Raw genomic sequence first — 25,139 nt, 5'->3', positions numbered from 1 at the left:
GACACACTAATACTGTGCATACAGAGGTATGCGACAAACTGTAAAGATGTGGAGGAGAAACGGCAGACTGCACGAATCTCCGAAAGCAATATCGGTTGTGAATCCGGAGAGCAAAGACTATGTTTAACTGGCGCGTCGATCGTTTGGATCGAAAAGAATTTTAAGATCTTATGGAAAATTTCAATATCAATACGCATCTGGAAGAATATGACAGGAATTTCCCTGAGTCCGCATTTCGGCCGCTTATAGGTCTTACAACGAACTATGAGGGCATCGATGCGACTATCCGGAATGTCTATTACAAGCAAGTCATCAAGGCCGGAGGTGTTCCTGTCCTTATCCCACCTGTTGCAGACAGACCTACTCTCGTCAATACACTCGAGCATCTTGACGGTCTCATCCTGACTGGAGGAGGCGACATCAATCCTTTGTGGTCAGGAGAAGAACCTGTACCACAGTTGCATCATATCAATGCGACGAGGGATCTAGCCGAACTCCTGATCACCCGACTGTCGTTCCGGCGCCAGATCCCAATGCTCGGAATATGCCGGGGAATACAGACACTCGCCACCGCACTTGGGGGGAAAGTCATCCAGGACATCAACCCTTCCATCAAGATCAAGCACGATCAGGACGCAGACCGCACGGAGCCGACACACAGTGTCACGCTTCTGCCCAATTCAGAATTGAAAAAGATTTACGGTAAAAGCCGGTTGTTCGTCAACTCATTCCATCATCAGGCCGTAGGAGATGCCGGAAAGCATTTCCAAATTGCCGCGAAATCTGCTGATGGGGTCATAGAAGGTATCGAGAGCAGTGAGTTCAAGTCCATTTTAGGAGTACAATGGCATCCGGAATGGTTGGGGGACGAAGGACTGAAGATTTTCCAATGGCTGGTCGACAAAGCAGCTGAATTCCATCAGGCAAAAGAAATCCACAAGCGGATCCTCACACTGGATACGCATTGTGACACACCGATGTTCTTTCCACAAGGCATCCAATTCGATCATCGTGACCCGAGAATCCTATACGACCTGCACAAGATGACGGAAGGACGGACGAATGCAGTGACAATGGTCGCTTATCTGCCCCAACCACAATTAGGAGAGTCGTTTTCTTCCAAAATAGATCTGGAAGGGATCGCCCGCCACAATCCCCAGTTAATCGAACGCTATCCGAGTTTGAAAGAGGAAACCGTCAAGACAAGGAACGGTATAGAAGTCAAGCCGCGGACGATTACCCCTGCAGAATATACCGACCTGATCTATGACAAGATCGAAGAAATCGTCAACAGCAGAAGTTTGTATCTCAGCATTGCCCGGACGCCTCAAGACCTCTATGAAGACAAGCGGAAAGGCAGGAAGAGCATCATGCTCGGGATCGAGAACGGACTGGCACTGAGTCATGACCTCTCCAACGTGAAGCATTTCGCGCAACGTGGGGCAGTCTATATCACCCTGTGCCACAACGGAGACAATGATATCTGTGACAGTGCCCGCGGTTGCAACACCCATGACGGCGTGAGTTCCTTCGGGGCACAGGTCATCGAGGAGATGAACCGCCAAGGCATCATGGTCGACCTGAGCCACGGCAGCGAAAAGAGTTTCTATGATGCATTGGACATCAGTAAGACCCCTATCGTCTGCTCCCATACCTGTTGCAAGGCCCTCTGCGACGTCCCGCGCAACATCACGGATGACCAGATGAAGGCTCTTGCCAAGAAAGGCGGAGTGGCCCACATCACCCTCTATCACGGGTTCCTAAAGAAAGACGGAGAAGCCACCATCATGGATGCAATGGCCCATCTGGATCATGCCATCAAGGTGATGGGCGTAGAACACGTAGGACTTGGGACCGACTTCGATGGGGATGGAACGGTAAGAGGTCTCGCCGATGCCAGCGAACTCATCCATTTTACGATCCAACTCCTCCGGCGGAAGTTCAGCGAAAAAGAGATTGAGATGATTTGGGGCGGCAACTGGCTAAGAGTGATGGATCAAGTCCAGGCTGTTCGCCGGTAAGTTCATAAAGTTAGGAAAATGACCAGAAAGATGAGAATCATAACCGGTGTCACTGTTATTGTCCTGGCAGGAATTGCCGGATTGTACGGTATCCATAAGCATCGTGAGAACGAAACCATTACGAGTACGGAAGAAACAACAGAGAAAGTCAGTCCTGTAGGACCCTCGTTCAATGCTGATTCTGCTTATGCTTTTACAGCTGCACAGTGTGCTTTCGGCCCGAGGACGATGAATTCCGCCGCTCATGAAGAGTGCCGGAAATGGATTGTCTCCAAGTTCAAGCAATACGGGTGCAAGGTCCAGCAGCAATCAGCAGTAGTCACAGGTTATGACGGCACGAAACTGAACAGTACGAACATCATTGCCAGTTATAACCCCGAGGCCACGACGCGTATTCTGATCTGCGCACACTGGGACAGTCGGCCATGGGCAGACAATGATCCGGACAGCACGAAGCATCACACTCCTATCCTGGCAGCCAATGATGGCGCTAGCGGTGTAGCAGTGATGATAGAGTTGGCACGGGTACTTCAAGAGCAAGAGCAAGTGAAAGGCAACTCCAAGTCACCGTCTTTAAAGCAACAGGGATTAGGAATAGATTTCATCTGTCTGGATGCAGAAGACTGGGGTACCCCACAATGGAGCAACAAATCAGATGACGGTTCAAGTTGGGCTTTGGGCGCACAATATTTCAGTTCTCATCTGCCCCAAGGCTATGAAGCACGCTACGGCATTCTTCTGGATATGGTCGGAGGAGAAGGAGCCCATTTCTATCGGGAACAGATGTCCCTGCAATATGCACCTGCCATTGTCAAGAAGGTGTGGAAGGCAGCAGGACAGGCAGGCTATCGGAGTTTCTTCCCGAAACAAGACGGAGAAGCCATCACAGACGATCATCTGCCTTTGAACCAGACAGCCCATATCCCCACCATCGACATTATACCGTATTATCCGAATTGTACCCAGAGCGGTTTCGGTCCTACCTGGCATACCGTTTCTGATAATATGTCACACATCGACAAAGCGACACTCAAAGCCGTAGGACAAACTTTGATACAAGTACTATTTACAGAAAAGACACATTGAATCAGAGTTGGCCGCTTTGCACTTGCAGGACAACACGCTCTGTAAGGCGGTCAACACCATTAGGATCATAACTTTTTTCCAGACTAGCCCCGAAGACCCAGGCAAAGGCTTGCCAAAAACCGGCTCTTATAGGACCCAAGAAAGCTTTTATCAAACTGTAAGCGGACGAATTCGTCTCGCGGTAAATCAGTTTGATCAGCAATTTACCTTGCGCATAAGTCAATTTTTTCATCCGCGGTTCATATTCATGGCGGATGCTCTTCTCCACATATTTCATATGGGCATCTCTCGCCTTCTTATTAGGAAGGGTCTGGAGATACTCGTAAGTTTCTATGACGATCGTATTCACTTCCTCTGCTATAGGAAGAACCTTTTTCACATTGTATACCAAACGGTTATAGGCGTCCCATTCTTGGGGCGAACTAAAATTAGGCGGAGAAAAAATATAGACAGGGTTCAACTCAACATACTGAATACTGTCACCCATAAATTTCACTTTCCCGACACGCACACGAGGTTCAAAGGTCGGATTTTTCATATCCACCTTCATGTCCTCAGGATTGATATGGCCCGGACGATCAGGATCATTTTGTGCCATAGCGGCTGTCTGAAACAGTCCTAGCAACAAAAAAATGAAAATCATCAATTTCCTTCTCATATTCAACCGCAAAAATACAGATAATTTCTATCATTTGATAAATTCCGGTTTATTTTATTGTTTTTTTTATTAATTCCACCTATCTTTGCACATACTATAAAAACAATAATCTAATACACCTGCCATGCAAAGAACACTTCTTTTCGTGCTGTTGTCGTCCTGTCTCAGTATATGCTCAGCTCAAGAAAACTATCCCTGGGAACACTACCTCAACGAACTCAACCAGACAGAAGACTTTGAGAACATCTCCTTCGAGGATGATTATGATGAACTCACTGAACTCTCGGAAAACCCGTTAAACATCAATACCGCCAGTCGGGAAGAACTGAGTCGCCTGCCTTTCCTGACAACAAGTCAGATTGAAGATATCCAAGCCTATATCTACCAATATGGCGGTATGAAAAGTCTCGGGGAACTGGCAATGATCGAATCCCTGGACTATGAGCAGATCCGCCTCTTGCCTTATTTCGTCTATGCAGGAAACGACAAAGAAGACAAATTCCCGACAATAAAGGAGATCGGGAAATACGGAAAGCAAGTTTTGACGGCAACCCTCAAGATCCCCTTCTATCGACGTCAAGGAGACCATGGGAAATATCTCGGAAGTCCCTACAAGCACTGGATCAGATACCAGTTTCACTATAGTGATTACATCAAATGGGGGTTGGCAGCCTCACAAGACGCCGGGGAACCTTTTTTCTCAGGGCGAAACAAATGGGGTTATGACTACTGTTCCTTCTATTTCCAAATTCAGAAAGCCCACCGGTTGAAGAACCTGACACTTGGACGATACCGACTGAATTTCGGTATGGGACTGGCCTTGAACAATAATTTTGGACTGGGTAAACTCACGACGCTCTATCATCTGGGCCAGGGCAACGGGAGGATACGAACTCACTCTTCCCTCTCTGACGCCAATTATCTGCAGGGCGCAGCTGCGACCATAGCACTCACAAAAGATTGGGATCTATCAGTTTTCGTCTCCTATCGGAAGATCGACGCCACACTGAACAAAGACACCAACACCATTGCCACCATCATCAAGACAGGTTATCACCGGACACCCAAAGAAATGGACAAGAAACATGACGCCTCCGAAATCCTTTACGGCAGTCATCTCAATTGGTTCCACAATGGATTTCATGCCGGACTAACAGCCTTCCATTACCAACTGGATAAAGCGCTACAACCTGCTGAAGCGATCTACCGTCACTATTATCCCAAAGGAAAATCCTTCTACAATATCAGTGCGGATTACGGTTATATCAGCAGACGCCTGACCTTCCAAGGAGAGACAGCAACAGGAGATTGCCATGCCCTCGCCACGATTCATTCCCTGTCCGTATTGCTCACAGAAGAACTCACCCTCATCGCCCTCCATCGGTTCTATTCCTATAAATATTATTCGCTCTTCAGCAACAGTTTCAGTGAAGGCAGTCGTATCCAAAACGAAAATGGCATTTATATCGGAGTCAATTGGTCACCTTTCCGCCAACTCACTCTGATGGCATATACCGACTATGCCTATTTTGCCTGGCCCAACTACCTAATGCCTGCCAATGCTCATGCATGGGATCAGTTTCTCTCGGCAGCATGGACCAGGAATCATTGGCATATCTTCGCGCAATACAGGTTGAAAATCAAGAACAAGACCAGTTTGAAGGTTTCGTCCACTGACCAGTATACGCAACAGAGAGGACGAGCGGCTGTCACCTATGTCAACGGTCCCCTGTCAAGCAAATTACAATTGGATCTGTCCGATTATAAATACGGGGGACACAGCACGGGGTTCATGAACTCCTTCGAGATGAGTTATACTTATAAGAATACATTCCTAACGGGCAACTTCGGATATTTCCACACCGGCGACTACGACAGCAGACTCTTCATTTATGAACCCGGACTGCTCTATCAACTCTCTTTCCCGTCCTTCTACGGCAAAGGTATCCGCTATTCCATAATGGCAAAGACAACGATCATCAAGAACCTTCAGGTCACGGTCAAAGCCGGGACAACAGATTATTTCGACCGGAATCATATCTCCAGCGGTGACCAACTCATCCCTAAGAGCGCCATAACGGATTTAGAACTCCAAATCAGATGGAAATTCTGAATTCTCCCGGAACAGTGCCACATATATTGGTGGAATATCGACATGAAACTGCATTTAGAAAGGTCTTTTCAAAGGGATATCTATATAAAATCAATTATTAGAGGAAAAATATCACACACCTATTGTCTATTGACATTCATTTTTATTATCTTTGCGGCATTTTAAGATATGAATTATCAAAATGAAGTCTAAAGCCTTTTCTTACTACATCCTCTCGACCCTATTCTTGGCGGTATTGCTGTTCAGTTATATTTTCTTCGATACGACACGCCAGATCATGGATTTTCCGGGGTGGTTGTACTTCACCACCTCCTGCCTGAGTCACTCTGCTCTGGTTACCGGAGTCCTGTTCCTTCTGTTTTTCATACCAGAATACTTCTTTGGGGCGAAGAAACTTTCCCTGATCCTTATACTTATAGCGATCAGTATGGCAGCCGTACTCTGTCTGATCAATCTCCAAGTCTTCCAACTCTACCGCTTTCATCTGAATGGCATCATACTCAATATGGTATTCGGTCCCGGAGCAGGGGAGATCTTCAATTTCAGTCCATGGCTCTATCTCAAAGAAGCCTTCGGACTTATCATTGCCATATCCATCTGTATCGGTCTGTGGTTTCCGGCACGTAAACTCCAGTTCTCTAGGCGGTCAAAGATCATCACAGTCTGCATTCTCGTCAGTTGTCTGCTCTTCGCGAACATCATGCACGTCTACGGCGCGTTTGTTCAAAAGACATCCGTCATCGCCAGCACGCGCATCATCCCCTATTATTTCCCACTGGAAGCCAATCGCACCCTGATCAAGATAGGTTTCCGACAACCACTCGAAGCTCAACTCTTACGAGGACACGCAGGAGGAGATGAACTCAACTATCCACTTCATCCCCTGAAAATCAAGAAGGCCAAGAAACCCAATATCATCTTCATTCTCATCGACTCCTGGAGTACACGGACACTCACTTCAGAGACGATGCCCACCGTATATCAGTTTGCTACGGAAAACCAATGGTACGACAACCATTTCAGCAGCAGTAACGGGACACGCTATGCCGTCTTCGGCCTCTTCTTCAGCGTACCATCTATCTATTGGAGCAATATGGAAAGCGGGCATGTCAGTCCGCTATTCATCAACCAGATGTTGAAAGAAAACTATACCATCCGCATCCATGCCAGCGCCACACTTGACAACCCGCCATTTGCACGTATCGTCTTCCAACGTGTCCCCCATTTACAAAGGAATACACCGGGTAAAACGCCATACGATCGTGATGTCCGCATCACCCAAGATATGATCAAGGAATTGCCTGCGCTCAAACGTTCCCGCAAGCCATTCTTCTCAATGGTCTTCTACGACTTGGCGCATGCCATGTCATTACCGGCCTGCAAGCAAGGGAAATTCAAACCGGCCTGGACTTTCGCAGACTATTCCAAACTGAACAACCGCATGAACCCCACGCCATTCTTCAATCTTTATAGAGACTGCGTGAATCAGATCGACCAACAGATCCGCCAGATTTTCATTGCCCTGAAGAAAAACGGGATGGACAAGAACACTGTCATCATCATCACAGGAGACCATGCCCAGGAATTCAATGAAAACCATAAGAACTTCTGGGGACACAACGGCGATTTCTCACGTTGGCAGATCCATACCCCGCTGCTCATGCAAATTCCGGGCATGAAACCTCATCGATACCACTACCGGACCACACACTATGATATTGTCCCGACCCTGATGTACAGTTGTCTGGGTGTACAGAACCCTCCCTCAGACTATAGCTTCGGCCACTATCTGTGGGATCGCCAGTCCCGGACATGGGAAGTAACGGGAGGAGACCTGCAATATGCTTTCATCATCCGGGGAGACACAATCCTGAACCACGAAGGAGACGGATCACTAAGTGTGACAGACAGCAAACTCAATCCCATACCAGAGTACCAGATTAATGTCAGGCAATTTCAGAAAGCCATGCAACATCTCAACGCTTTCTACAAGAGATGACCTCCGATATCTAGCGTCATACCCTATCAACAGAAGGGCCTCTTCCCCACCATTGACATTTGCAGGAAGAGGTCCTTCTGTTATACCTTAAAAATCCGGAGCCAACCTGTCCATTGCCGGGTATTCCCAACGGATACACTTTTCCATGTCCGGTTTACTTCAATCTCCAATCTTTTATTACCTTTGTAAGTGAATTCATTTCAGAGATTATGGAAAAAGGAAATACATTTGTCCTGCAATTCCCGGATTTGATGTCCGGTAAGAAAATCATGTACCTCCATGGTTTCATGTCATCCGGGCAGACCGGTACTGTAAAACTGCTTCAGCATCTGATGCCGAATGCCAAATTTGTCTGTGAGGATATTCCGCTGCATCCGGAAGAAGGTTTTACCTTCCTCAAGCAACTCGCGGCTCAGGAAAAACCTGATCTGATCATCGGGTCTTCAATGGGAGGAATGTATGGAGAACGCCTGTATGGCTTTGACCGGATTTTGGTCAACCCAGCTCTCAAGATGGGTGACACCATGTCCAGCCTGACCGGAAAACAGACTTTCATGAATCCGCGTAAGGACGGTGTTCAGGAATTCATGGTAACCAAATCACTCATCAAGGAATATGCAGAGTTCTCAAGCCATTGCTTTGAAGCTGTCACACCCGAGGAACAAGACAGAGTATACGGGCTTTTCGGAGACAAGGATCCCATCGTCCATACCTTCGATCTGTTTCGGGAACATTATAAGAATGCCATTCGCTTCCATGGCGAACACAGACTGATCGATAAGATTGCATGGCATTATCTGATTCCGGTTATCCGCTGGATCGATGACAAGCAAGAGGGACGGGAAAGACCTATTGTCTATATCCACTATGATGCCCTACATGACAAATACGGGCATCCTACTTCAAGCATGCATAAGGCTTTCGAAACCTTGCTGGAACACTATCAGGTATATATCGTGGCACCCGCTCCTAACTACGACTCAAAAGAAACGGAGAAAGTCCGTGCTTGGGTGGAAGAATACCTGAACGCACCAGCCTACGATCATCTCGTGTTCACCAACCGCAAGACCTTATTATATGGAGATTACTGCATTGATCCGAAACCGGACGAAAATTTTCTCGGCACTAATCTGCAATATGGCAGTGACGAATTCAAGACTTGGGATGAGATCATCACCTATTTTGACCGACTCGGAGGGCAATGAATATTTCAAACTGAACACTAACTAGTCAAAAATAGAACGCTCAACCCTAGTTCGATCTGAATAGGGAGTTCCTTCTCCAAGGACTCTCATACGATCAACTCATATCAACTTATGAAAGATCTAGGGCTGAGGTTTCTTTTCATATAAATGGGTGACATATTCCGCGAATTCCTTTTTCTCGACGACAGCCCGAAGCCTCATCTTCAATCTGTAATTATAAATAGTTTGAGGGGAATAATGCAGAAACTGGGCGATGCTGATACTGTCAGTGATCCCGATGCTGACGAGAGCATAGATCCGCAGTTCCGGTGTCAACCCTCCCTCCTCCGTAAGTTTAACTTGGCAATCGGGTTTTAAAAGTGCGTTGAAACGTTCCAGAAAATCAGGGTGAGAAGAAAGGAAAGCCTTATCAAACTGGATGTAGAATTGACGGAGATATTTATCTTCGGCATTGTCTGAAGCCAGTTCTTTTCTCACCTTATCTATTTTCCCTGCCGTCACGAGATTAAAGATCGACTTTCTGAAATTCTTGACATCGGAAATATACTCAGATACAAGTTTGTAGACATTGAGGAAATTACTGTTACGGTAATCTATTTCATCCTTCAAACGGATATTGTTCTGTTTCAGTTGCCGCTCAACCACATTTTTCCGGTTGATGACTGTTTGCAACTGGTGGTTCATCCCTTCCATCTTATGGAATGCCCGCACCAGATTCCGCCTTCTGGAAATGATGACATACAACTGGACCGTAATGATCACAGCAGACAGAGAGAGCAACACGATAATCCCGATCAAGAGTTTATTTCTGTCATTCAAACTTGTAAACACACTTTTAGTGATTGCCTGATGGGCATTCAGAACTGCCAGACTTCTGCCGTAATCCTTATAATAATGTGCATTGTCCGTACAAGCCATTAGGTAATTGAATGCTCTGGAACTGTTCTTATCGACAAACGGACTCATGATCAGCGTGACCAAAGACTGGACCTCCCTGTTAGCAGACGCCACATCATTGATGGAAGAACGGATCAGCCAGTGGCAATACATCGCATCATTGTGCTCCATCTGATAAGTAGTGGCTATAGAGAAAGCCAGCATCGCAGCCTGTACAGAAGGCTCCTGCGTCTTGGAAAAATCTACTAGAAGACGACGACGGTTATTACATTGCAAAATGCAATTTTCATAATAATCATACATCCAGTCATGAGGATCCAGATATTTACCGAAAGACTTCCAACATTCGTTTTTAGTCATCCCGAACCTGCTGTCTATTTCATTGGCGGAAATTTGACGGAGTCTCATATAGAATTCCAAGTACACAATAGCCATTTTCGGCCGGACAAGCAGTGGGAGTTGGTCAATAGGACCCATCTCGTCGATTTTGATTTTTGCCTTATAATAGTCACCACTGAGGATTGTCAGCAGCAAAGCATCAATCTTAGCCTGCAGATATTCCTGATGCATGCCACCTTCCAAAGCATATTTCTGTGACATCCGGGAATAGTATGCAGCTGAATCAGGATTGAATTTCATATATTCATCGTAGAGTCTCTTGGAATAGACATATTTGTCAGAGACCGTCGTATAAGACAGCATTTCCCTCTTGAGAGTAGCTACATTCCGTTCCTTATTACTGATATACTGATTGCGATTCGCTACGACATTGTCCAGCTCCTCAAAGTCTTTCTCCAACATTTTTTGCTGGGGGGACTGATGACAAGACACAAGGAAAAACAAGAGACTCAAAGGTACCAGTCCTTGCAGACAGAATGATACTTTTGAAAGGATTAATTTTGCAGGAAATTTCTTGTCAAATAGGTATAACATTTGGCAAAAATAGTCATTTTACAATTAACACTATCTCAAACTTGTTATAAAAAATGTTAAGCATCCATGTCCTCTAAGTCAAGAGACCTGCCTGCTCTACCCGATGGTTCAAAAGAACATGAAGTTTTCGCTTGTGAATCCGATATACCGGAACGACCTGAGTACAACAGACGAAAAATGGCCGGGTGCCATCAGGTAAGACCCGATACACCCGGCCAGAAAAGTTTCTGATAATTTCGGTTTAACGTTTACTTATTGCCGTAGATAATACTGTCAATGACATGGTAGCGGTTTTCCATCTCCGGATCAGTCTTTTCGACAGTATTCACATCGATCTGCAAGACCTCAGGGACAGCCTTTCCGTTGATAGGCACCCATTCCGGCAGGCCGAGTCCATTAGGATTTCCGGTCTTGATAAAATTCACATAATAACTGTTGAAGATATCAGACACGACATAATCCTCCGGTTGCCAGTCATAGACCCTATTTGTCGGTAGATTACCCATAGCATATTCAATGTCGGCAGAATGTACGGCGCCATTCAGTTTAGGTTGTGGAGCCTGTCCCTTTGCATCCTGCACGCCACCGGCAAGTCCTGCCACCTTATCCTTGACGACCATATCAGGCCGCGGATGGCAATAGAGATAACGGTACACTGGTTGTGAAGTCGTTTTCTGATGCAGATTACTCCATTTCCAAGTGCTATAGGCAATAAAATTATCATTGCTGAAGAGATCACCCGGTGCTTTCAGTACATCGGCATCACTCTTGAGGCCATAAAGATTCAAAACCTCATCAGTCCGATTGCCAAAGACAGGACGGGCAAAAGCTTTTATCATTTCCAATGTTGCAGGGTTTTTGCCCAAGATGAAAGCTATAGGCATTTCCAGGGAGTTGCCTCCGACCAGCAGAGGTACTTGAGCCTGAGCGCCTTTAGCATACACGTCAACCGGTTGTTCAGACATGAAATAACCGTCGAGATTATAGACCGGCACACTGTGAACAGAAGCAAGTTTCATGAGTTTTTCAGCAGGCAAGGCACGCAGATCACTGATATTCTTAAAGCCCATCTTCTTAGCCTGTTCCACACCCATTTGTTCGGCCTCTTTCAAAGTTGGGAGTTTCTTGAATCCCATGACAGAGCCACTTGAACCTATTGCCTGTTGGAACAGACCCTTAGCCAAAGGAGAAGCCATGAGGATACTCACGGACATAGAACCGGCAGATTCGCCGGCAACAGTAATATGGTCAGAATCACCACCGAAAGCAGCGATATTCTCTTTCAACCATCTGAGAGCAGCCACCTGATCCAGGAAACCATAATTGCCTGATCCTTTATAAGCCGTCTCTTTAGAGAGTTGAGGATGGGCGAAGAAGCCGAAAATACCTTCCCTATAATTAGCTGTGACAGCTACGATGCCTCTCCTAGCCATCGTAAGACCGGCATAACGAGGCTCACTGCCGCTACCGGCCATCAATCCGCCACCGTTGAAGTAGATCACTACCGGCAGTTTTTCTTTCATTGTCTTGGCAGGTGTCCAGATATTCAGATAGAGGCAGTCCTCACTCATCTTAGGTGTTCCGAAATCCATATCTCCAAAGACATTTTCCTGCATCGGATTAGGTCCGTATTCAGTAGCCTTGCGCACGCCTTGCCAGTTTTTCACCGGTTGTGGTGCTTTCCATCTCAATGCTCCTACAGGGGGGGCAGCAAAAGGAACTCCTTTGAAAATTTTGACACCTGATGAGTCAACGCCTTCCAGAACTCCGTTCTGAGTCGTTACCTGAGGTGCATTCTGGGCTAAGATCTCTCCAGAGAAGAGAATAGCCGTAAAGCAAGTTATTAAAAATCGCATTTTCATGATTTTGTTTTTATCGTTTATTAAATTGACTCATTATATTAGCTGGAGGTCTGTGGGCTTCCAGTTCTTTCTTCATAAAATCCATATAGGGCGCGACATGCTGGAAAAAACGGTAATAGCCTTTACAAAGATAGTTCAGTCCAAATTCGCCATACTTGTCCTTTATAAATCTGTTTTTAGGACATTCGCCATGGCAGGCAAACAAGAATTCACATTCCCGGCATTGCCGTGGCAAACTCTCGTATTTCATTTTCCCGAAATCGCGCTGTCGCTTTGAGTACATCATTTCCGTCAAAGTCTTGTCCCGCAAGTTACCCAATTTATATTCAGGATAAACAAAATGGTCACAGGAATACACATCCCCATTGAATTCCATCACCGCAGCCTGTCCGCATTCCCGAGCCATATCGCAGATCCCAGGAGCCGCTCCTACCCAATTGGCCAACGTTGCGTCAAAGAGTTGGATGTAATACTTTCCCACATCCTCCTTGACCCATTCGTCGAAAAGAGTGCAAAGGAAATTCCCCCATTGGTCTGCAGTGATCGAGAAATCCGCCAACTGTCCCTGTCCTTGCATACCTGGAGCCAGTGTCAACCCGTCCGGCCTGTGTACTAGACGTTCCACGATAGGCGTAAACTGGATATATTGGCAATGGATAGACTTGAAGAAATGATAAAACTCCAAAGGATAATCAGCATTGAAATCGTTGATGACAGCCAGAGCATTCCATTCCACCTCATGCTTGTCAAGCAGTCGTATGCCCTCCATGACTTTCCTGAAAGAAGGCCTCCCGCTTCTCGCCTTTCGGTATTCATCATGAAACTCCTGAGGCCCGTCTATGGATACGCCGACAAGGAAGTGATTCGCCTTGAAAAACTCACACCATTCGTCTGTCAATAGCGTGCCGTTCGTCTGGATACAGTTATCGATCTGTCTTCCCCCGGCATATTTTCTCTCCAAAGCCAGCGCCCTCTGATAAAAAGAGATAGGGCGCATCAGCGTCTCACCGCCATGCCAGGTGAAAAGAACTTGGGGAAGCGTTTGTGATTCGATATACTCCTGTACGAACTTTTCGAGGAGTTCATCAGAAATCACACGATCCTTGTACTTCTTGTACAAATTTCCTTTCTCCAGATAATAGCAGTACTTGCATGCCAGATTACACAATGATCCGGCAGGTTTCAACATAACATATATGGGTTTTCCAAAAGGAACAGCGGTGGATGTCATCTTACTCGTGTTGAAGGTTGTCTATAGGCAATATTAATAATTTTTTTCGAGAAAAGACGTTTTTAATTCAATTTTATACATTCCAGAAACAAGTTCCATAGCCAACTTGTCTTTCCGGGCAGATTTTAGTGTTACGCCCTCAGCCTTTTTGAGTTTCATACCATTGACCGTAACCCCATTTATCTTAGTCAAAGGCAGGTAAAGGGTAGCAGAAGTATTGGCAGGTATCACAAACTGATAGGCAATACGGTCACCGGTCTTCTTCCAACTGCTCTCGATACGACCGTACATCGAATCGTAATAACCATGAGCCTCATTCAGTGAACCGGTAGGATCCACTTCCGGTCGAAGGATGAAATGCTTGAATCCGGGTGCGTTTTCATCGCGGGAAATCCCCAAAGAACGCTGTATGATCCAGTTGGTCACAGATCCGAAAGCATAGTGGTTAAAGGAGTTCATACTGTTGTTCCCGCCAAAGCCATCCGTCTTGGTATAAGAGTTGAGACGTTCCCATATAGTGGTGGCGCCCTGTTCCACAGGATACAACCAAGAAGGAAAATGTGTATTGAGAAGCATCTTGTAAGCATCATCCGTATGACCAACCTCAGAAAGAGCCATACTGATCCATGCCGTCCCGATAAACCCGGTCATCAGGGAATACTGTGGATAAGTTTTCCCGTCATCCCCCACACTCTGCCGGGAGATCGTATTCAGGAAGTTCTCAATAAACTTCTGCTTATATTTCTCATCGACGATACCAAAAGCCAAAGGCAGGGCATAAGAAGTCTGCGTATCGATCAACACGCCCTTCCGCTTAGGACCATAGGGACCCAAAGGTGACTGTTTGATCTCTCCGAAGCCCGTGCCCACAGTCTTGCACGTAACCGGATCGATGTAATGGGCATTGATGAAATTGATGCGTATCTGACGTTCTTTCTCAAATCGCTCAGCATCCTCCGGTTGACCCAGAACTCTGGCGATACGACTCATGATCTGGAGTTCGTAAGTCAGATAACAGTCGAAAATGAGAGAATTGTCATTCTTGTTGACTTCGAATCCCAACCAGTCACCCAAGTCTGCCATACCTCCCGTACCACGATAATAATGTGCTTCAGAATCGATATACTTGTTGAGGACGAGATTGATATACCGGCACATCGAAGGATAATGCTCCTTGAGCGCATTGATATCGTCATATTGCAGATAACTCTGCCAAGGCATCGTGATTCCTACACTCTGCCATAACGGACCGCCAAAACCTCCGCCTATGGGAGCTATAGGCGTAAAAGCCCCGTCAGATTCCTGCACATCCCGAAGTGCGATGAGGTGGCGACGGAGAAACTCTGCACCATTGAACATGTACGACATCGTAGGCGAGAAGACAGAAAGGTCACCGCTCCATCCCATACGCTCATTCCGCTGAGGACAATCGGTCGGGATAGAGAAGATATTTGCCAGGGAAGACCATTGTGTATTGAGGAAGAACCGGTTGAGTTCCTTGTTATCCGTCTCATACTCAGATGAAAGTTGGTCGACCGTACTCAAGACGAGTCCCTTGACACAAGTTGTAGGAAGTGCTGAAGGGATACCGGTGATCTCGACATAACGATAGCCGTGATAAGTATAACGAGGTTCAAAGGTCTCATTGCCGCCTTTAGCCACGTAGATATCCTGATCCATTGCCCCGCGCATATTCTCCAGCATGACCATGCCGACATGGTCTTTGTATTCCGGCAGGTCAGGGTAGGTCATTTCCGCATAGCGCATCATCACCTTCGTTCCAGGTTGCAGACCCGCAAAGTCAATATGGGGAACACCCGCCATATTCTGTCCCATGTCATAGACATAGACACCTGGACGAACTTCCTTGACGATCTTGGCTGTCAACATCCGGTTCAAACGTACAGGTTTGCCCAACTGTGCCGTCAGGGTAAAATGAGAGTAATCATCCGGACAAGGCCAGTTGAGGAAGTTCTTGATCTGCTCGTGGCTGATTGTCCCCTCCAAAGGCACTTCTTTGGCACGGGACCACTCAGACGCATTATATCCTACTGTACTCCAATCCTTTACTGCCGCTTCTCTTGTAGCATCATACACTTCGCCCTGAAAGAGGCTGCCGATACGGACAGGACCATTGTTATAAAATTGCCATGTCGAAGGATCCGTCACGATCACCTGTTGTGTATGATCCTGATAAGTGACGACAAGTTTAGCCAAAAGTGACTGTTTATCTCCGAAGAAATTCCAGTTTTCTCCTGAGAACGAGATCGCACCGCTCCACCAGCCCTCATTCATCACAGCGCCCAAAGCATTGGCACCATTCTCGATCTGAGAAGTCACATCGAAGGTCTGATAAAACTGCGTCTTGTTATACTGGGTCAGTCCCGGATCAAGGAAATCATTGCCTATTCTCTTTCCATTCAAATACAATTCATAAATACCTCTTGAGGTGGCATAGATGCGGGCACTCTCAACAGGTTTGTTCCAAAGTTGAAAGGCAGTTCTGAGCATTGGTGCTCCAGTCTCTTGCGGAGTAAATATCTGTGTCTTGCCACTCACAGTCACCGCACCGCTCACCGTTGACAAGGCATGGCGGGGCAGACGGAAGTTGAGGATGGCTATATCACTGAATGTCGCTTTCTGACGTTCCGCAACACTATAACCGATATCTCCTACGACCGGAAAAGAAATATAGTCCCCTCCCTTCCCCATAGGATTCAGGTTGACCTCTCCCACTTCTTTTCCATCCACATCAATGCAAGTCGTGCCATGCATGGAAGAAATTTCAAAGAGATGCTTGCTGTATTGATTGGTTTTATTGACCAGATCTGTAGGGATTTTGAAAACGGCAAACGGTACATCTGCACGATCTTTTACGGTGTAGCCAACGCGATAGACCTCAACAGAAGCACTGTCACCTATAGCCAGTCCATGAGTGTTCAATGCCACTTTAACATAAGAGGCATTCCTGGAATTTTCCACATTGAGGATATTCTTGTTGCGGTTCATCAACCGGATATCGTTAGCGCCATAGATAAACCCTGCTGCCGTACTATGCGTACGCTTGTCAAGGGTAATTCCGAAACGAAGTCGAAATACCGGCAGGTACTGACTGTAGAAAGTCAGTCCGTCAGAATCATCTCCCCCGATCCATTTTGCACCGCTCCATGCCGGACTCTTGTCAGAATTGCACATCAGACCCGTTTCAAACCAGGAAGTATCGGAATTCTGCTCACCCTTGTTATTCCATACAGTCACTGTCCAAAGGTAACGCGTCGAAGGTTGAAGAGACTGCCCTTGATAAAGAATATTCAGAGCAGAAGGATCATTGACTTTTCCGGAGTTCCAGACCTCTTTACCATTTTCATCCTTCACGGTAATCCTATAAGCCGACTGGGCTGCACCTCGTTCAGGAGAGACCATCTGCCAACTGAACCGAGGTTGTGCCACGTCAATGCCCAAGGGCATATCAGTGTACTCTACCCTCAAAGCTTTAAGATCAAATGAAGCATGGGCCATCGCCATAGTTGCACAATAGAGCATTATAACTCCAAAGCATAATGCCTTAATCAAAATATGACTTTTCAATCTGACCATTTTCATTTATATTTTTGTACACGACTATCATTGATGACCCCACTCCAATTCATACCGAAAGCATAATCGTAAGTATGACCATCCGAATCAATATAAGGAATCATGTCCCGAGGGACGTCTTCCTTCTGTTCCTCCACAGTTTTCATGTCGACCGGAAACTGGCAAGGCAACAGTCCGGAGGGTTCATTCCGCCCGCTAATCAGATCGAGGAAAGGCTGATTGCTCGTACCGAAACTGACAAGTACGGCATCGGCTGACTTTTCAAATTCCGATACAATCACGGGTCTCGTTGCAGCCAAGGCGACAATGACAGGTTTGCTACCCATCTTTCTCTTAGTCTCCAGAACAGACAACAGATCATCCTTATTGGCAGTCTTCACCGTCTTGCCTTTATAACTGCGGTTCGTGAAAGACTCATGAGGATCACCGCCTGAGATGCTGGTCGCACGGCCATATACAGCCGTATAGTCATTATACTGCAGGCTGATAGGTACATAACCGTTTGAGCCTTTGTCCCGATCCTTGACATCATAGCCAGTGCCACTGACAGGTTCCTGCATGAACACAATGGCAAAATCAGCTTCTTCCGGGTTGGAGACAATATCATAATATTTGGATACGAGACTCTTCTCTACAGGATCAGCCCAGTAATCTTTCATCACGTTCCCGAAGAAATCGACTACTGACGGGAAATGCCGCTGTGGGATATAGACCTTTAATCTGTTGCCCTTTAGAGGAAGAACATGATTATGGTTTTTCAGCATGACGATAGACTTGACCTGCGCATCATAGCCTGCTTTCATGAAATCTTTATTGCCTACAACGGCTTTTGTCTCTGCCGGATCAAGATAAGGATTTTCGAACAGTCCGGTCCTGAACATAGGCAGAAGCAGACGGCGGGCAGACTCGCGGATTCTCTTGTCCCATACGGCCTTGCCATACTCCCTGATACCCATCTGGAAGGCTTCCAGGACAGGACCCTTGTCATTGTTACCACCAAACTGATCCACGCCGGCTTTCAAAATCATATAATGCCGTTCAGGAACAGACAGATGCTCCACTCCCCAGCATTTTCCATCAAAAGCAGGGACATCGGCATTGTCAGCAGTGATCATCCAGTCTGTACATACTACGCCATCGAAATGGTATTGATGACGAAGCATATCTGTAATGAGCACCTTGCTGTAACTGCTTGCCACCCCGCCAGTATTCTGATTGAATGCAATCGGATAAGAAGGCATGATCGCTCCTGCGCACCGGGTAGGGCCATCTAGTTGGAAGGCTCCTTCTACAAAGGGTTTCAGCATCCCCTTCAGGTTGTTCCCTGGATAAACGGCATATTTACCATAGGCATAGTGTGAGTCGCGACCGGCTTCCTCCGGACCGCAACCTGGCCAGTGTTTGACCATGGCGACAACACTTGCCCGACCCCATCCGTCAGCAATCTCATCCTTGCCTTCAGAAGTCTGGAAGCCGTCAATATACGCTTTCGCCATAGCAATAGACAGTTTGTAGCCTTCTCCGAAAGTCCCTGAAAAGCGAGCCCATCTCGGTTCAGAAGCTATATCCACTTGAGGAGACAGTGCTGTCGTAATGCCCAAAGCACGGTATTCCTTCGCCCCGATTCTGCCAAACTCTTTTACGAGAGAGGGATCAAAGGTGGCTGCCATCCCCAAAGAAGAAGGCCACTGGGAGATTTCTCCTCCTGCACCATAATTGTATTCGGCGTTGGCAGTGGTCTCATGACGAGGATCCGAACTATTGTTAGCCGGAATACCATGATCCAGACCTTCCACATACGCCTGGAGGTTGTTGCTCCATATAGCGGCTGTTTCAGGACTTTTCACTTTTGTCACGAGAACGGCACGCAGATGGTCATTTTTCAGAAACTGCTTCTGGACATCACTCAGATCAGATGCCTGTGCTCCACTTTCCGCAAAAGATTTTCCATTGTAAGTAGAAGCACCGTATCCTTGTGCCGGAGCAGGGATCTGCTGATGAGCGCTATACAGCATCAATCCTGCAATCTCGTCATAAGAGAGTCGGGAGGCAAGATCACGGGCCCGCTCCTCAAAAGGAAGGCGCCAGTCTTCATACTTGTCCAATTTACCGTTACGGTTCAAATCCTTGAAATAGTACTTACCGGATTTTATCAATTGAACACCTGACTTTGGAGAATAGCCAAGCGTAGCACCACCTGACTGTTCGACCAGATTATACTGCCCTTTGTTGACTCCTATATTCTTTTGCTTACCGGGTGCCCATGACACAAGGAGCAACAACCCGATAACGGGGATAAAATTCGTTTTCTTATTCTTCATAAGAATAAATCTTTAAAGGTTCAAATTCTTCTATTTACCAAGCAATTGCATTTTAGCCTCCAGATCACCGAACATCAGACGATTGTCGATATATGTGTAGACTCTGATTTTCCGCCCTTCATGATTGAAACCGTATGAACCGTCATCATTAATCGTCGGACAAGACACATACTGGTATTGAGAAGATGACGGATCTGCGTTATAACCACTTTGAAGCGCTGACAATAATACCAATGGACTATCACCGAGAACATAACTTTCATCCATTAAGAAACCTAACTTTGCACACATCGACACGGTTTCGTCCAACTGATCCGAGAGGTATTTGCCTATCTTACCATAAGGAGCTATCTTGACCTTCACTTCATCAAAACTATAGAGACACTGTCGGTAAGCATCACGAGGGACCTGCCAAATACACATCGTACTCTTATTGAAAATCACTTGTCCTGCTGGAATAGAAAGACCAAGGTTGTACTCAACCTTAGAATAACCTGGAGGAGGATAGCTGCCTATTCCCGGATATTCCTGTCCACCAATCCAGACGACAATAACCTTGTCATCTATTGAAGGATCCATCAGGTGAGCACTAGCTATATCCGTCAGACTTGCACCACATAACACATATAGAGGTCTTTGAGGGGAACATTTTCTAGCCTCTTCCACGATGACACGTGCACCTTCTGATTCTATCGGCGTGTCTGTAGAAGTCAGTCCCGACTTAGCTCCGGGAACAACTTTTACTTTTCCTTTCATACCTAGAAGTTCTAAAACTTTATTAGCCTTTTCACAAGACTCCATTGCCTGATCGACATTTGCCTTAGCCCCTGTCTGAGGATCTATATGTCCACCCACAATAGCACGTATATCACACGATTTGCAAAGCAATTGATGAGTGAGTTGGAAAAGTCCGTCAGGATCTCCACAGAAATCATTATCAATAATGACTTTCATGGGTGGCATTACAAAGGTTTTCTGAGGACTCGCAGCATAACCGGTTGCAAATCCCAATAAAAATAAGATACCAAGTAATATTTTTCTCATTGTCTGATTATTTTTAAGATTGTTACGTATAATCTCTGTCGTCAAGATACTGAGTACCGGATAAATCCCATGGAAGTCCTTAACGTGGTTCTTCTATATATATCCCGTAACTCTTCGTGAGCATTGCTTAAATCTGCTCTTCTTTCTGACCTAAATAGTTATTGGTCATCAAAGGGATAAAATCAGGAAACTGTAAGATCAAATGATATTTCTTCATAGTATTTCGTTCTTCTAATGAAGAAAGGCACCTGCCCTTTTGCAGGAGGTGCCTTTCCCTTGTACATCATTAAAACCAATTAAAAGTTAATTGTCGTAGAGAGTGAAACTTCAAATGGGCGAAGGTAAGAACCTGACATCAGATAGTTCTTGTACTTGGAGATATCCGTAACCAGATCTGCTGCACCTATACTACCCGTTGCACCTGTCTCATTCAGGAAGTTGACAACATTCAGAGAGAAGAATACCGTCTTGTTCAACATATAGTTGAGATGTCCGAAAGACTCCCAATGGCCATTAAAATACAGTGTATTTGTCTTGTTGATATACTGCTTGCTGAAATAACGGAAATTCAATCCGACATTCCATTTGCCCCAGCTGTAAGAAGGATCCAGTTCTACCAGAACTTTAGACATTGCCGTCACGGTGTTGCCTGAAACATTTGCGCCATCAGTCACCCCATCGGGGAATGTTGCAAAGATACTGAATTTCTTATACACTGGGTCTTGTAAAGTCAACAATCCGTGAAAAGTAAAACCTTTAAACGGTGACAGCACAAAGTCAGTCGTCCAACCTACAGTCCGTACATTATAAGTAATAGGCTGTGTCACGCTCACCTCTTCACCTTTAGTATAGGCACTTCCATCAGTAGCATTGTTCTGCATTACATGATAGAAGGTTGTACGTGCCTTATAGTTTGTCTGAGTAATCATGGACACCTGAGAAACCAACTGGATCCAACTGTTGTTCCAGAAGATTCCGGCACGGCCCATATTGATGTTTACAGGAGCAGTTGTCGGGAGGAATTCACCGGCATAATCCTGAAGATTAGGACGTTGGCGAACATAGACGTATTCACCTAAAAGTCCGAATCCCGGAGCAATCGTATAGTGGATATTATAAGCGACTGAAGGGTTGATGAAATCACCTGTGAAGCGGTCTATTCCACCTTTCTTATTAGCGCCGATCCACCATCCTTGAGTACGTGTATTGTCATAGTCACCTTCATCCAAGGCAGCCTTGCCGCTATAACCAAGATATTCAAAACGAGCACCGAGACTCATCCACAATCTCTTGGAAATCGTCCAGTCATCACTGGCGAAAACCGCATACTTATTTTCATGACCGTCGTAGTACTCTCCACTACCGGGATTATAAGAGACGCCACTAGTCAGTGTACCATCACTGTTCTTGACATAAAGTTCTGCAGGATCTTCTTTCACTTCATGTGCCATAACAGTGTTCATCTGCATATTTCCACCACGATTGTACCAGATATTCGCACCTACGCGCCAACTATGACGATTGTTTTTGCTCGTACCTTTCAGTATGGCGGTAGTCAACCAGTCACGTTCAAAACCCGGGACATACATCATCCAGCGATTCTGAATATAGTCACCTGTAAAGGCACTGCCGTTGGCATAATAATAGCCGCCTGCATTGGAGACTATCCCCGAGACGCCATTCAAGGCCATACTCACGTCACCGAATTTAGCTTTACTGGAAACATCCAGATTAGTCCCGTTCTTAAAATTATAGTTCAGATGAAACGTCACCTGATGGTTATCAGTCGTTCCGGCATCTTTCCAAGTTTTAGACTTGACCTTACCGTCCATGACGTCCAAATAAGAGAAAGAAGAAGCCTCATTGCCATAATAAGCATCAGTAGCATAGTCGAATCCATTGTATTTCTTCACGCTACCGTCACCGACATAAATGAAAGGAGCATAAGATGAGCCTGTATTGATATACCGGCAATATTGATAGAGCAAACTTGCATAGCCTCTTCCACTGGCAAAATGCTTGTCGATCATGACCTTATAATTCTGCATACGTGTCTGAAGGTCAGCGGCCTGGAGTTTTGCATAGCCCGGATCCCAAATCTGGTGAGAACTGATCATATAGCCCCAGCCTTTGGCAATAGGACCTGTCAGAGTCGCATCAAAGACCTGGCGGCCATAGTTGTTCAACTGGTAATTCACTGTCCCGTTGAAATGATCCCCTGACTGTTTATGATAGCTGTCCACTATATAACCGACAGCCCCATACTGTAAGGCGCCTTCACTCAGACTCAAGCCTGAAACTTTTCCATAACTCGTCCCGCCGAACCATGAGAAATAAGGCATATCCGGCCATGCTGAATAAGAGACAGGCAGACCGTCTTCAAAAATTGTAGCGCTCAAACTGGCAGGCAGACCGACGTTGATCTGACGTGGTTGGTCAGCACTTGAGGCGTTCAACAACATATTTCGGTTTGTTACCTCCTTCGTGTTCTGGACACTATCCTTGCTCACTTCCTTATTGTTGAGAGCCAGGGAAGGCATAGGTAGCAGTATTCCTGATAGAGTCAGGAACACCAAATTAGATATCTTCATAAGTTTTTAGTTTAAATGGTTGTATTGAACGATAGTCTTAATTGATATGATAGAGAACTGTTTAGGTTATTTATTTCTGGGCCAAGACATTCAACTTGACAACAGGTTTCAAGACATCATGTACCTTAGTTTTCATACCACTCACTTTGATAGAAGCAGTACCTTTGAGATCTCGGCTTGAAGCCCCTACTTTAAAGACATAAGTTCCGGGATCTACAACCCAAGCACTGGCTTTCTCATCAAAAGAGGCGAGGTCGCTCTTGGCTACTGTCATCTTCAAAGTCTGGCTCTCATGAGGTTGCAAAGTACGGGTCTTAGCAAAAGCCTTCAATTCCTGTGCAGGTTTATCTTCGTGTCCTTTTGGAGCAGTGACATAAACTTCAGCAACTTCTTTGCCGGCACAAGGACCGTCATTGGTGACCGTAACACTGACCTGAATAAGATTACCGTCATTTACGACAGTCGGATTACTGTAAGTAAATTTGGTATAAGACAGGCCGTAACCGAAAGGATAAGAGACATTTTTCTTAAAACTGTCAAAGTAACGGTAGCCGACATAAATACCTTCTTCATAATTGGTGTAGCCGACATTCTTCATCTTCTGGTACTTTGTCTGTCCTTTGGCGAAACTATTGACTTCCATTCCTGTAGCAGGGAAATTCTTGGTAGAAGGAACATCATCGACAGAAACAGGCCATGTCATAGGTAATTTGCCTGAAGGGAACAACTTCCCTGACAAGATATCTGCAACAGAATTACCGATCTCCTGGCCACATTGCCACGGCAGCAAGATAGCATCCGGAATATTCTTCCAAGAAGCCGACTCTATGACACCACCGATATTAAGGACGACAACAGCTTTCTTGCCTTCTTTATGAAAAGCATCTGTTACCTTATTAATCAACTCCAACTCTTCTTTCGAGAGATTAAAATCAGCGATCGAACGGTCAGAACCTTCACCTGACAACCGTTCCAACGTAATGACAGCGATGTCATCATCTTTGGCAGCTCTAGTCAGATCACTGTCAGCAGGCACGATCTCTTTAGGCAATGGGAGCGTCTGCCACCATTCATGAGGCTGTTTGGCTATTTCAGCTTTAGCCGGCTTAACATAAGAGTTATAGGTATTCAGAATCCGGTTATCTACCTGATAGTTGTTGTTGCGGAGACCTTCCACAATAGAAACAGTATAGGAACTATTGACATTTCCAGAGCCGGTACCACCGGGAATCGGATCATAACTGCCAACTCCGTAAAGTGCAATATTCTTCACATTACTTGCAAATGGTAAAGCACCTTTGTTTTCCAACAATACCGTTCCTTCAGCTGCTGAATTACGTGTAATCTGAGCATGAGCGTTCAAGTCAGGTTTGTTCGTATATTTATAATCCTTGAAACGGGGAGTCTTGACTATCATCTGAAGAATACGCTTAACGTTCTCATTCAGATATTTAACTCAAGTTTCGGAAGTAAAAAGAATTGATTTATTTAACAAATAAAAGTGAGTTTGAGTGCCCTTGTTACAGGGAAATTTTGTATATTTGTATTGATAAAATAAACAGACAAAACGCTCAAACTCAT

14 protein-coding genes are annotated in these 25,139 nt (G+C 45.7%); 5 read left to right on the top strand and 9 right to left on the bottom strand.

Features of this window, described 5'->3' with window-relative positions; all coding sequences use genetic code 11:
* The first annotated feature begins 170 nt into the window (after nucleotides 1-170).
* Nucleotides 171-2,021 carry a membrane dipeptidase gene (locus tag NG821_RS07895; RefSeq protein WP_252761118.1) on the top strand — a complete coding sequence of 617 codons (1,851 nt, stop codon included), beginning with the start codon at nucleotides 171-173 and terminating at the stop codon, nucleotides 2,019-2,021.
* Between the two features lie 18 nt (nucleotides 2,022-2,039).
* Nucleotides 2,040-3,107 carry a M28 family peptidase gene (locus NG821_RS07890; protein ID WP_252761117.1) on the top strand — a complete coding sequence of 356 codons (1,068 nt, stop codon included), beginning with the start codon at nucleotides 2,040-2,042 and terminating at the stop codon, nucleotides 3,105-3,107.
* Nucleotide 3,108: 1 nt separating this feature from the next.
* Here NG821_RS07890 and NG821_RS07885 read toward each other — a convergent pair whose 3' ends face one another.
* Complete coding sequence (locus NG821_RS07885) at nucleotides 3,109-3,750, bottom strand: DUF4294 domain-containing protein (protein WP_394802072.1); 642 nt, start codon at nucleotides 3,748-3,750, stop codon at nucleotides 3,109-3,111.
* Nucleotides 3,751-3,889: 139 nt separating this feature from the next.
* Here NG821_RS07885 and NG821_RS07880 point away from each other — a divergent pair, with 139 nt between their 5' ends.
* From NG821_RS07880 to NG821_RS07870, 3 genes are all read left to right on the top strand, one after another.
* On the top strand, nucleotides 3,890-5,878 hold the full coding sequence (locus NG821_RS07880) for a helix-hairpin-helix domain-containing protein (RefSeq protein ID WP_252761116.1): 1,989 nt from the start codon (nucleotides 3,890-3,892) through the stop codon (nucleotides 5,876-5,878).
* A 181-nt stretch (nucleotides 5,879-6,059) separates the two neighbouring features.
* A complete protein-coding gene (locus NG821_RS07875; RefSeq protein ID WP_252761115.1) occupies nucleotides 6,060-7,877 on the top strand; it encodes a sulfatase-like hydrolase/transferase in 1,818 nt (605 codons plus the stop codon).
* Nucleotides 7,878-8,086: 209 nt separating this feature from the next.
* A complete protein-coding gene (locus NG821_RS07870; protein ID WP_252761114.1) occupies nucleotides 8,087-9,082 on the top strand; it encodes a YqiA/YcfP family alpha/beta fold hydrolase in 996 nt (331 codons plus the stop codon).
* A 120-nt stretch (nucleotides 9,083-9,202) separates the two neighbouring features.
* On the opposite strand, the gene NG821_RS07865 is transcribed toward NG821_RS07870, so the two are convergent.
* From NG821_RS07865 to NG821_RS07830, 8 genes are all read right to left on the bottom strand, one after another.
* Nucleotides 9,203-10,780 (bottom strand): DUF6377 domain-containing protein, encoded by a 1,578-nt coding sequence (locus tag NG821_RS07865; protein WP_252761113.1) that lies wholly within the window; start codon nucleotides 10,778-10,780, stop codon nucleotides 9,203-9,205.
* A 380-nt stretch (nucleotides 10,781-11,160) separates the two neighbouring features.
* Nucleotides 11,161-12,768 carry a carboxylesterase/lipase family protein gene (locus tag NG821_RS07860; RefSeq protein ID WP_252761112.1) on the bottom strand — a complete coding sequence of 536 codons (1,608 nt, stop codon included), beginning with the start codon at nucleotides 12,766-12,768 and terminating at the stop codon, nucleotides 11,161-11,163.
* Between the two features lie 16 nt (nucleotides 12,769-12,784).
* The gene (locus tag NG821_RS07855; protein ID WP_252761111.1) at nucleotides 12,785-14,005 is read right to left on the bottom strand and encodes an anaerobic sulfatase-maturation protein; all 1,221 of its coding nucleotides are present in this window, start codon (nucleotides 14,003-14,005) and stop codon (nucleotides 12,785-12,787) included.
* 33 nt (nucleotides 14,006-14,038) lie between these two features.
* Complete coding sequence (locus NG821_RS07850; RefSeq protein ID WP_252761110.1) at nucleotides 14,039-17,602, bottom strand: alpha-L-rhamnosidase; 3,564 nt, start codon at nucleotides 17,600-17,602, stop codon at nucleotides 14,039-14,041.
* Nucleotides 17,603-17,604: 2 nt separating this feature from the next.
* Nucleotides 17,605-19,923, bottom strand: coding sequence for a glycoside hydrolase family 3 protein (locus NG821_RS07845; protein WP_252761109.1), 2,319 nt, complete (start codon nucleotides 19,921-19,923; stop codon nucleotides 17,605-17,607).
* Nucleotides 19,924-19,953: 30 nt separating this feature from the next.
* Entirely contained in the window at nucleotides 19,954-20,967 is a 1,014-nt protein-coding gene (locus NG821_RS07840) for a nucleoside hydrolase (protein ID WP_252761108.1), read from the bottom strand.
* Between the two features lie 296 nt (nucleotides 20,968-21,263).
* Nucleotides 21,264-23,558 carry a TonB-dependent receptor gene (locus NG821_RS07835; protein WP_252761107.1) on the bottom strand — a complete coding sequence of 765 codons (2,295 nt, stop codon included), beginning with the start codon at nucleotides 23,556-23,558 and terminating at the stop codon, nucleotides 21,264-21,266.
* A 70-nt stretch (nucleotides 23,559-23,628) separates the two neighbouring features.
* Nucleotides 23,629-24,975 carry a glycoside hydrolase family 3 C-terminal domain-containing protein gene (locus NG821_RS07830; RefSeq protein ID WP_252761106.1) on the bottom strand — a complete coding sequence of 449 codons (1,347 nt, stop codon included), beginning with the start codon at nucleotides 24,973-24,975 and terminating at the stop codon, nucleotides 23,629-23,631.
* Nucleotides 24,976-25,139 lie beyond the last annotated feature (164 nt).

The sequence above is a fragment of the Segatella cerevisiae genome, from assembly GCF_024054555.1.
Classification (GTDB): Bacteria; Bacteroidota; Bacteroidia; order Bacteroidales; family Bacteroidaceae; genus Prevotella; species Prevotella cerevisiae.
The sequence above is the reverse complement of the archived record's forward strand: the minus strand, read 5'-3'. Positions and strand labels throughout refer to the sequence as shown.

What these genes read in the sequence shown, in the direction of transcription:
- NG821_RS07890 (WP_252761117.1), top strand. Translation starts at nt 2,040, where the DNA reads ATGACCAGAAAGATGAGAATCATAACCGGTGTCACTGTTATTGTCCTG.
- NG821_RS07830 (WP_252761106.1), bottom strand. Translation starts at nt 24,975, where the DNA reads ATGATAGTCAAGACTCCCCGTTTCAAGGATTATAAATATACGAACAAA.
- NG821_RS07845 (WP_252761109.1), bottom strand. Translation starts at nt 19,923, where the DNA reads ATGAAGAATAAGAAAACGAATTTTATCCCCGTTATCGGGTTGTTGCTC.
- NG821_RS07865 (WP_252761113.1), bottom strand. Translation starts at nt 10,780, where the DNA reads ATGTTGGAGAAAGACTTTGAGGAGCTGGACAATGTCGTAGCGAATCGC.
- NG821_RS07880 (WP_252761116.1), top strand. Translation starts at nt 3,890, where the DNA reads ATGCAAAGAACACTTCTTTTCGTGCTGTTGTCGTCCTGTCTCAGTATA.
- NG821_RS07835 (WP_252761107.1), bottom strand. Translation starts at nt 23,558, where the DNA reads ATGAAGATATCTAATTTGGTGTTCCTGACTCTATCAGGAATACTGCTA.
- NG821_RS07875 (WP_252761115.1), top strand. Translation starts at nt 6,060, where the DNA reads ATGAAGTCTAAAGCCTTTTCTTACTACATCCTCTCGACCCTATTCTTG.
- NG821_RS07870 (WP_252761114.1), top strand. Translation starts at nt 8,087, where the DNA reads ATGGAAAAAGGAAATACATTTGTCCTGCAATTCCCGGATTTGATGTCC.
- NG821_RS07860 (WP_252761112.1), bottom strand. Translation starts at nt 12,768, where the DNA reads ATGCGATTTTTAATAACTTGCTTTACGGCTATTCTCTTCTCTGGAGAG.
- NG821_RS07855 (WP_252761111.1), bottom strand. Translation starts at nt 14,005, where the DNA reads ATGACATCCACCGCTGTTCCTTTTGGAAAACCCATATATGTTATGTTG.
- NG821_RS07895 (WP_252761118.1), top strand. Translation starts at nt 171, where the DNA reads ATGGAAAATTTCAATATCAATACGCATCTGGAAGAATATGACAGGAAT.
- NG821_RS07850 (WP_252761110.1), bottom strand. Translation starts at nt 17,602, where the DNA reads ATGGTCAGATTGAAAAGTCATATTTTGATTAAGGCATTATGCTTTGGA.
- NG821_RS07840 (WP_252761108.1), bottom strand. Translation starts at nt 20,967, where the DNA reads ATGAGAAAAATATTACTTGGTATCTTATTTTTATTGGGATTTGCAACC.
- NG821_RS07885 (WP_394802072.1), bottom strand. Translation starts at nt 3,750, where the DNA reads ATGATTTTCATTTTTTTGTTGCTAGGACTGTTTCAGACAGCCGCTATG.